The following is a 9,721-nucleotide window of genomic DNA, read 5'->3' on the forward strand; positions in this document are numbered from 1 at the left end:
AAAAACGCATTATTGTAGCGAATTTTTTTGCGGATTGCGTAAGCGAATGTGCAACTCACGCAATAGTTCCTCACTCACTGCGCTTGGTGCGGAAGTAAGCGGGCAGGTGGCTTTTTGGGTTTTGGGAAATGCGATGACATCGCGGATACTCGCAGAATCTGTAACAAGCATAACAAGCCTATCTAGCCCGATAGCAAATCCCCCGTGCGGTGGTGCGCCATATTGCAAAGCATCAAGCAAGAATCCAAACTTTTCTTGTGCCTCTTGCTTGCTAATGCCTAGCAAATCAAATACAGCTTGTTGGGTTTGCATTTTGTGGATTCTTAGGCTTCCTCCGCCTAGCTCTACGCCATTTAGCACGACATCATAAGCGATAGATTCTATCTCTTCTATGTCGCTAGAATCCGCGCTATATTCTGCAAGATTTTTAGGCATAGTGAAAGGGTGGTGCAAGGCAGATACTACGCCCTCCTCATCTCGCTCAAACATTGGAAAATCAACCACCCACGCAAAGTTATATTCTCCTTTGTTGATTAGCTGCATATCTTGGGCGATTTTCACGCGAAGCCGCCCCATATAATCCCAAATGCTTTTTTTATCCCCCGCACCAAAAAAGATAATATCCCCCTGCGTTGCCCCCACGCGCTCTAATAACTTATCTAAATTCTCTTGACTGATAAATTTTACTAGCGGTCCTTTTGGCTCGTCTTTGATTTGGATATATGCTAGCCCTTTTGCGCCAAATTTTCGCACAAATTCTTCTGCCTCGCTTAGCATTTTGCGCGAATAGAAATTATCCCCGCCCTTCACGCACAGGGCTTTGAAGCGATTTTTTTGCGAATCTTTGGCGATAGAGGCAAAAATCTCATTACTAGAATCCACAAACAAATCCCCCACTTCCACAAGTGGCAAATCAAAACGCAAATCTGGCTTATCACTGCCGTATTTTTCCATCGCCTCTTTATATGGGATTCTCACAAATGGCGTCTTTATTGGTAGATTTAGCGCGCCAAAAATATCTGCTAGTAGATTTTCGCACACGCCCATCACATCATTTTCATCACAAAAGCTCATTTCCACATCGATTTGGGTAAATTCTGGCTGTCTATCTGAGCGCAAATCTTCATCTCTAAAGCATTTTGCGATTTGGAAATATCTATCAAACCCGCTTATCATAAGCAGCTGTTTAAAAAGCTGTGGGCTTTGTGGCAAGGCATAAAACTCCCCATCGTGAATCCTGCTAGGGACTAGATAATCCCTAGCCCCCTCTGGCGTTTGCTTTGTCAAAATCGGTGTTTCCACTTCTAAAAATCCCATTTTTTGCAGGCTATTTCTAGCACTCATTGTGATATTGCTACGAGTTTTAAATACGCTAAAAGCCTTTGGGCTACGCAAATCTAAGTAGCGATATTTTAGCTTTAGCTCATCGCTTATGTTTTCATCATTTACAAGGATTGGCGGAGTTTTTGCTTTGTTTTCAATGATTAGCGTGTCGATTAAAATCTCAATCTTGCCCGTTTCTAGTTTTGGATTTTCTAGCCCCTCGCCTCGCGCTCGCACCTTGCCTTTTGCTAGCAGGACAAACTCATCTCGCACGCTTTGTGCTATCTCATAAGCCTTAGGCGTAGAGGTAGAATCACATACAAGCTGGACTAGCCCGCTACTATCACGCAAATCAATAAAAACCACTCCTCCGTGGTCTCTATAAGAATTGCACCAACCACATACTTCCACTTCTTGCCCGATTAGATTCTCTTTTACTTGTGCGCATAAATGCGTTCTTTGCATAGATTTCCTTTTAAGTTATTTTAGTTTGAAAAAGCCTTGTTTATATGTATCCAAAACCTTAAAATCAACGGCTTTTTTACACAAAGATTTTAGATTAAAAATCTGCGTAAATGTTCTTCGACTTCTGCGGGATTTGATTTTGAGATAAAGGCATCTGCGCCTAGTTTTTGTGCCATTTCGACATTAGAATCGCTACTCATCGATGAATTTACAATCACAGGAATCCCTCTAGATTCTGGGTTGTTTTTGATTCTTTTTAGCACTTCAAAGCCCGATATTTTTGGCATTTCCAAATCCGTAATCACAGCCCCCACTTGACTTGCCACACCTTCAGAATACAAATAATCAAGCAACCCCTCGCCATTTGCAAAGCTCATATAATGCAAATGCAAATGCTCCAAAATCAATCCCAAAGCCTTGCTAGCGGATTTTGAATCCTCTGCGACAAGGATAAGTTTGTTGCTATGAATGGCTTGTAGGTTGCTAATTTCAAGCCTATTTGAGTCCGTCATATCAGGGAACGCATCTGCTACCATTCGCTCAACATCTAAAATTTGAATCACCGAGCCATCATCATATTTTGTCGTAGCCACTACCTTGCTTTCCCCATCAAACCCAAACTCCCCGCCTGCAGTGATTTCGCCCCAATTTTTGTTAATGATTCGCTTTACTCCCAAAATCTTAAGCCCGATATTTTGGCTAGAAAAATGACAAATCACCACAAGGCTTTTTTGAGAATTTATCGAAAAAGGACGCAAATCTCTATGCGGGTCATTGCTACTAAAATAAAGCCACCTGCGCATATCAATAAGCGGCATAGATTCCCCCCGAACTGTCAAAAATCCAAGCACAAGCCCATCTTTTTCGCCCGCAGTTTCTGTGATTTCCCCGTCATAATAAATAATTTCACGCACTTTAAATACATTTATCGCATAAAGTTGCTCGCCCATTTTTTCGCCAGAAGTGGGGCTAAACACACTTGATTCTAGGTTTTCTAGCAATGGATGGGCGTGGCTTTTTTTCTCGCTTATTTCACTTTGAGTGTGATTTTGGGTGGAGGCTAGATTTTGCGTGTGTGGGGCATTTTGTGGATTATGGGCACTTAGATTTGTGATAAGTGAATTTTGCGCTTTATTGTGCGTGGTGCTTGTGGCATTTGTAGATTTAGAAGCACCTGAATATATCGAGTCTTGCGGATTTTGGGCTAGATTTTTTTCGCCCTCTTGTGTAGCAAGATTTTGCGCAATATTTTGCAAATGTGGATTTTGGGACATATCGCTATTTTCTGCAGAATCCACCACATTACCACAATGCGGACATACAGCCCCGCCACAATGCGGGCAGATTGTCGTTGTGTTTGGATTATTTGTATCCATAGTGTTTTGAATATGTGTGTGGTTTGCGTGCTCATTTTGATTTGTTTGTGCTACTAGATTTTGCCCATTTTGCGCAGTTGTAGCGTTTGTCTTGCCTGCTATATTTGCTAGATTTTGCGCTAGATTTTGTGCATTTGGGCTTGCTAGATTTTGAGGATTTGTGCCATCTTGATTGCTTGGGAAAAGTGCCAAAGGATTGCTATCATCAAGGGTAAAGCATAAAAATTGCGCTTCGTTGTTTAGATGCAGGCTTGTTTTTTGGTCTATATCTTGTATCAAGCGAACTCCTTTTGAAGTGGTTTTTATGTAGCGTAAGTTGTTTTGGGTAGTTTGTATGCTAAAACTTATGCAAAAAATTATACAATTTTACTTCATTTTTTCTTTACAAACTCTTATAAAAGGCAAAAAATGCTTACTTCTTTTGAGTTATACAAACAAGCTGTTGAAAAACTACGCAAGTATGCCCACGCTTATTATGTCTTAGATGATCCTATCGCTAGCGATGAGGAGTATGACAAACTATATCATCAAGTAAAATCTTATGAGGATTTGCATAAGGATTCTATCTTGCCACACTCCCCCACACAGCGCGTAGGAGGCGAAGTGCTAGAATCATTTAACAAAGCCACGCATTTAAGTAGAATGTGGAGTTTAGATGATGTATTTAGCTATGAGGAAATGGCTCAATGGATAGATAAAATCCTAAAAATCTATCCAAATGCCTCTTTTGTATGCTCGCCCAAATTTGACGGGGCTTCGCTAAATCTGCGCTATGAAAATGGAAATCTAATCAGTGCTGCAACGCGTGGAGATGGGCTAGTAGGCGAGGAAGTCTTGCACAATGCAAAGACGATTCACTCCATACCTTTGCAGATTTTACATAAAGATTTGATAGAGATTCGTGGCGAAGTGGTAATCAAAAAAGAAGATTTTGAGCGCATAAATAACGAGCGATTGCAAAATGGCGAAGCCCTCTTTGCAAATCCTAGAAATGCCGCTGCAGGCTCACTGCGACAGCTAGATAGCACCATTAGCGCAAGGCGTAAGTTATTATTTATCCCGTGGGGCATAGGCAATAGCGCGCATTCACAAAACGCACTAGATTCTAGCTTTTTTGGTGCATTGCGCAAAATCCAAGATTTTGGGTTTGCGCAGTTTTTGGGGGATTTAAAAGTAGCAAAAAACGCGCAAGAAATCCAAGCGCATTATGAGTTTCTAAAATCCAAACGAGATAGTTTTGAGATGCTTTTAGATGGAATGGTAATAATGCTAGATAGCTTTGAATCCCAAAAAGAGCTAGGCTGGACGACAAAATCCCCGCGCTTTGCGTGCGCGTATAAATTTCCTGCGCTAGAAAAAATCACTAAAATCCTATCCATCACGCATCAAGTCGGTCGCACAGGGATAATCACGCCCGTAGCAGAGCTAGAGCCTGTAGAAATCGAAGGCGCAAAAATCTCTCGTGCCACCTTGCATAACTACGCAGAAATCGCCAAAAAAGACATTCAAATAAATGACTTTGTGATTTTAATCCGCAGTGGCGATGTAATCCCCAAAATCATCAAATCAATCCCAACAAGACGAGATGGCACACAAACGCCCATAACGCCCCCCACGCATTGCCCGATTTGTGAGAGCGAGCTAGTCAAAGAGGATATTTTTATCCGCTGTGCAAACCTCTCTTGCAAAGCGCGTATCAAAGAATCTATCGTGCATTTTGCGAGCAAAAAAGCACTAAATATCGATGGCTTAGGCGAAAAAATCATCTACTTGCTTTATGACGCGGGCAAAATCACTTCGATTTTGGATATTTACGCATTAAAACGCGAGGATTTGGAGGATTTGGATGGATTTAAAGACAAAAAAATCAATAATTTGCTAGAAGCGATAGAGCAAAGCAAAGGGGTTGAGCTATGGCGCGTGATAAACGCACTAGGTGTGCCAAATATTGGCGAGTGGGCTAGCAAACAGCTTTCAAATGCGTTTGGAGCGGATTTTTTTACAAAATCTAAAGAAGAGATTTTGTCAATCAATGGCTTTGGCGAGGAAATGGCAGAATCGATTTTAGAATTTGGCAGGATAAATGCTGATATTATCGCTAAGATTTTAGCAATCATAAAGCCTAAAATCCCTCCTAAAAAATCGCTAGATTCTAGCGTAAAATCTAGCGATGATGAAGGTTTTGATTTGAATACTAGGGGGGATTTTAGAGGGGAAATTTTTAGTGGCAAAACCTTTGTCATCACAGGCACGCTATCGCGCAGTAGAGATGAGATAAAAGATGAGCTAGAATCGCTAGGAGCGCGGGTAAGCGGGAGCGTGAGCGCAAAAACGGATTTTGTCCTATGTGGCGAAAATGCGGGAAGCAAAGCAGACAAAGCGCGCGAATTAGGCATAAAAATCATAGATGAAGCAACGCTAAGAGAAATGCTTAAGTGATTTTATGGCTTAAGATTTAAGGCAGCTTAAAATATGGTGTTTTTGTATCGTTAGTTTTTGTGAGGATATAAAAGGCTTTTATTTCAAGCAGGCAAAAAAACTCGCGTGGCAATATATAATTTTGTCATATTGCCGTTTCGCATTTTCTTTGTTATGCTGATTTGTCATACTGGGGCTAAAAGCCGAAGTATCTAAAAAATCTCAAAACACAAATCGAGATATTTCACTTCGTGCTACGCACTCTGCAAAATATGACAAAAACTTAGTCATTTCCACGCGGATTTTAACTTGTCAAAATCCGCGTGGAAATCCAAAAAAGCCCCCTCATTTGAAAGAGTGGCAACACCTCTTAAAACCCCCTCCCTTGCGGAGGGGGTTTGGGGGTGGGTTTTCTTATCATTGTGAGATTCTAGGCTTTTGTCAAAAAGACTAGAATCGTGGCAATCTATTTTGTGTGTATTATGGTATAGATTGCCACGCCGTGCAAGCACGGCCCGCAATGACGAAATACTTCGGTTGTGTTGCAACCTCAGTATGACAATGTTTTTTTGCTTATAGATTGCCATGCGGATTTTTCAAATCCGCTCGCAATGATAAAGAACCCACCCCCTAACCCCCTCGTGCTAAGGGAGGGGGAAATCAAAGGCAAAATTATCTGCAATGGGAGAGGGGGATAAAACCCCCTGCATAAATCTAAAACCAAATAAGCCTACGCCCAAGATTTTTCCCCTCCAAAAGCCCAAGCCTAAACTCAAATAAACCTAAGTCTAAACCTAAACCCAAATAAATCTAAGTCCAAGATTTACCCACTCCCTTAATTCCCCTCCGCAAGGGAGGGGGAAATCAAAGGCAAAATCATCTGCAAGAGAGGGGGGATTTGGATTGCAACGCCGTGAAAGCGCGGCTCGCAATGACGGCAATGATTGTCATACTGAGCGAACGAAGTGAGCGAAGTATCTCAAAATACGCAATAAAATAGAGATATTTTGCCAAACGCTCAATATGACAAAAATAGAGATACTTCGGTTTCTTGCGAAACCTCAGTATGACAACCCCCCCTAGCCCCCTCCGCAAGGGAGGGGGAACAAAATCCCTCCAAAAGTCCAAGATTTACCCATCAATGTAATAAACCTTTTTCTTAGACTTCTTTTCTTTCTTTTTCTTTGACTTTTTGGACTTCTTAGACTTTTTGCCTCCCTCGACTATGTTTCTAGCTACGGCGTTGCCGTCTTTGTCCGTTACATAGTCGCTTCCTCCAAACCAATAAGCGTATTTAAAATTTGCAGTCCCAGATACACCATTAAACCATTCATTTAATGCCCTCTCATTTGCCTTGCTAAATGTGCTAGCATATAGCATTGCATCTACACCAAATGATAGTTCGTGGTTTTTCTTTATCATCCATATCATATCAAATGCCACATTCCCATACACCGCAGGCAAAGTAATATCGCTACTATCTTTTAGAGCACCAATACTAAGATATGCTTTTTGTTTATTTAGCACATTATATTTTATACCCGCTTTTAAGTTTGTGCGGAAAGTATTTCCCCACATTTTGTAGTAGCGAAGTGCTGCACCTATTTGGGGCAAATGCCAATAAAATGTGTTGTAAAATTCACTTGCACCCAAAGGGCGATAGTTTGCACCACCGACTGTGGCTTCTGGTTTGTCGATTTTGCTAGCTAGAGCAGATAGCATATCATAGCTCAAAGATACTTCAGGGCTTAGATAGCTATTTCGCTTGTATTGATAAAATGTAACCCCACCTTTGACTTCTGCGCCCACGCTATACATTAGCGGTAGGCTAGAGGCTTTGTCATTAGATTTTAGATATGAGTTACCACCACCTGCGATGATGTTTAGGGTAGGCAAATCTACTCCACCTCGAATATTTGCTTTGATAAATCCTTCCCACACTTTTGCAGGCACAGAGAATGTTTTGAAATAATTTAGCCCTGCTTGCACGCTATTTGTCTGTGCGCGTGTATCTGTGCCCATAAGCGCAGTATCAGTATTTACAAACTCATACCCCACATAGCCACCAAAGATTCCATTTGCACGCAAATTTCTTTGCACGCCAAATAATGCACCGCCTGCGTATTCCATAGCAGTAGAATTACCAAAATCTACATAGCTATATGTCGCATAGGGCAATGCAAAAAATCGCCAATCACGCCTACCCGTATAAGGGATAAAAATGGCATCTAGTTGGTCGATTAGCTCATAGTTATTATAGCCTTTGTCCAAAATCTGCCCTTTAGATTGCTCCAAAGTTAGCCTTGCCATTTTTTCGCGCACTTTATCGACTTTTTTGGTGTTTTTGCGCGTTTGCTTGCTAAACTTAGAGCTACGATTGGTAAGGCGAGATAAATCATATTGAAGCAATCTTAGCTCTACTTCTTGATTGTAATATCTGTCGCTATGGAAAGTCTTTGTCGTCATCGTATCTAGTATGTTTTGCGCCATCGTGTTTCTGCGTAAGCTTGATAGCACCAAAGCACGATACACAGACGCACCATAGCTAGATGCCACATCCGCGACTATGCTAAAGCCACTTTTATCTGCGCTTTCTTTGATAGCTTGTCCTGGAGCTGCCCTCACTTGTAGGCTACTTAGCCCTATATTCACACTTGTGCCATTATTACGAATAATATCCTCATATTTATAGACTTCATTTACTACGATATTATCCCCAGCAGAGACATAGATGGCATTGTTTGCAACACCGATACCTTTTTTCGTTGTGTCATTGTATTTTGTTTTTGCACCATCGCCATCTTTTACATAGATATGCGCTCCTTGTGTGGTGCTAGATTTCCAAGTATCAGCAGATCCATCTAGCACGATAGAGGCACTATATATGAGTAGATTATTGTTGATAGTAACCCCACTAAAATCCGTAACAAGCCCACTATTTGGCGTGTTTCTATCGCCTATGCTTAGTGTGCCTACAGTGCCAGAGAGTTTGTTGCCTATGAGTGCACCACCATTTATCGTAAGAGTAGTAGTAGTAGTAGGTAGTGTAAGGCTACCGATAGTTGAGCCATTGCCCAAAGAAACACTATCCCATTTATCTTGCAAAGTGAGAGAGGTTACATTTGCAGTGCCTATGGTAGCTAGTGTTTTCCCACTAATAGTCCCTCCTAGCGTAATATTACCAGCAGTTAGTCTGCCTAGTCGCACATTGCGTAGATTTGATTCTAGTGTTAGACTTGTACCACCATTGATTCTAAGGGCGGTATTTTCATTGCCTAGCTCCACGGTGTAGATACTATTAAAAGTATTTCCCCAATTGGTTCTCCAAGTGTTTGAACTAAGACTTCCTCCATTATCAGTGCCGATACATTGCAAAGTATTGTAATCAGTTACTCTATTGCCCTTCCACTGACACCACGCCGCAGCAGTCTCTATGCTAAGACTAGCTATAACCGCGCTAGTGGCTAGAGATAAGGCTAGGCGTTTTTTAGGTGTTGTTTTTGCATTTTTGGGGATTACATTTGCTTTAAAAACCCCATCCCTTGCGGAAGAAGCCCAAAAAGAAGCCCCCTCCCTTGCGGAGGGGGTTTGGGGGTGGGTAGATTTTGCGCTAGCAAAAATTGCATTATTAGATTTTTCTTTTGCAATATCTGCCTTGCTAGAATCTGCTTTTAAATTGTGCAAAGAAATCTTGGAAGTGGAATCTAAAGATACCCACCCCCTAGCCCCCTCCGCAAGGGAGGGGGGACAAGAAGTTTGCAACTCCGCAAATGAGTGGGGATAAGAGGTTTGCGAATCCGCAAGGGAGGTAGAAATCCTCTCATTGCTAGAATTTGCATTGCCGTCATTTCGAGAATTTGCGACTTTGTTAAAAGTTGCAAATTCGTGGCAATTTATGTTTTTTAGAGATACTTCGCTACGCTCAGTATGACAAAGTTTTGTTGCATTTTGAGATACTTCGGCTAAAGCCTCAGTATGACAAATATTGGTGGTAGCGTTGGCTATTAAAGCCCCCTCCCTTGCGGAGGGGGTTTGGGGGTAGGTAGATTTTGCGCTAGCAAAAATTGCATTATTAGATTTTGCTTTTGCAAGGCTTGCAACGCTAGATTTTGCTTTTACAATATCTGCCTTGCTAAAAC

Annotated in this window: 6 protein-coding genes; 1 reads left to right on the forward strand and 5 read right to left on the reverse strand. The window is 41.6% G+C overall.

The features are described 5' to 3' along the window. Positions 1–9: 9 nt before the first annotated feature. Together aspS and ACWIX0_RS06500 are read right to left on the reverse strand one after the other, a co-directional pair. Positions 10–1,788, reverse strand: a complete 1,779-nt coding sequence (gene aspS, locus ACWIX0_RS06495) for an aspartate--tRNA ligase (protein ID WP_454172952.1) — start codon at positions 1,786–1,788, stop codon at positions 10–12. 89 nt (positions 1,789–1,877) lie between these two features. Next, positions 1,878–3,443: a chemotaxis protein CheW gene (locus ACWIX0_RS06500; RefSeq protein ID WP_454172954.1), complete on the reverse strand. Its 1,566-nt coding sequence runs from the start codon at positions 3,441–3,443 to the stop codon at positions 1,878–1,880. A gap of 129 nt (positions 3,444–3,572) precedes the next feature. Between ACWIX0_RS06500 and ligA the strand changes: the two genes are divergently transcribed. After that, complete coding sequence (gene ligA, locus ACWIX0_RS06505) at positions 3,573–5,603, forward strand: NAD-dependent DNA ligase LigA (protein WP_454172956.1); 2,031 nt, start codon at positions 3,573–3,575, stop codon at positions 5,601–5,603. A gap of 266 nt (positions 5,604–5,869) precedes the next feature. Here the strand turns inward: ligA and ACWIX0_RS06510 are convergent, their stop codons facing one another. The 3 genes from ACWIX0_RS06510 to ACWIX0_RS06520 form a co-directional block, all read right to left on the reverse strand. Continuing rightward, positions 5,870–6,169, reverse strand: a complete 300-nt coding sequence (locus tag ACWIX0_RS06510; protein WP_454172958.1) for a hypothetical protein — start codon at positions 6,167–6,169, stop codon at positions 5,870–5,872. Between the two features lie 289 nt (positions 6,170–6,458). Continuing rightward, the gene (locus ACWIX0_RS06515; RefSeq protein ID WP_454172960.1) at positions 6,459–6,710 is read right to left on the reverse strand and encodes a hypothetical protein; all 252 of its coding nucleotides are present in this window, start codon (positions 6,708–6,710) and stop codon (positions 6,459–6,461) included. Positions 6,711–6,713: 3 nt separating this feature from the next. Continuing rightward, a partial coding sequence (locus ACWIX0_RS06520) for a hypothetical protein (RefSeq protein WP_454172962.1) occupies positions 6,714–9,721 on the reverse strand: 3,008 nt, incomplete at its 5' end.

Source organism: Helicobacter sp. T3_23-1059, from assembly GCF_053654515.1.

Coding starts and splice junctions, on each gene's coding strand:
- aspS (WP_454172952.1), bottom strand. CDS start 1,788: ATGCAAAGAACGCATTTATGCGCACAAGTAAAAGAGAATCTAATCGGG.
- ligA (WP_454172956.1), top strand. CDS start 3,573: ATGCTTACTTCTTTTGAGTTATACAAACAAGCTGTTGAAAAACTACGC.
- ACWIX0_RS06510 (WP_454172958.1), bottom strand. CDS start 6,169: ATGGCAATCTATAAGCAAAAAAACATTGTCATACTGAGGTTGCAACAC.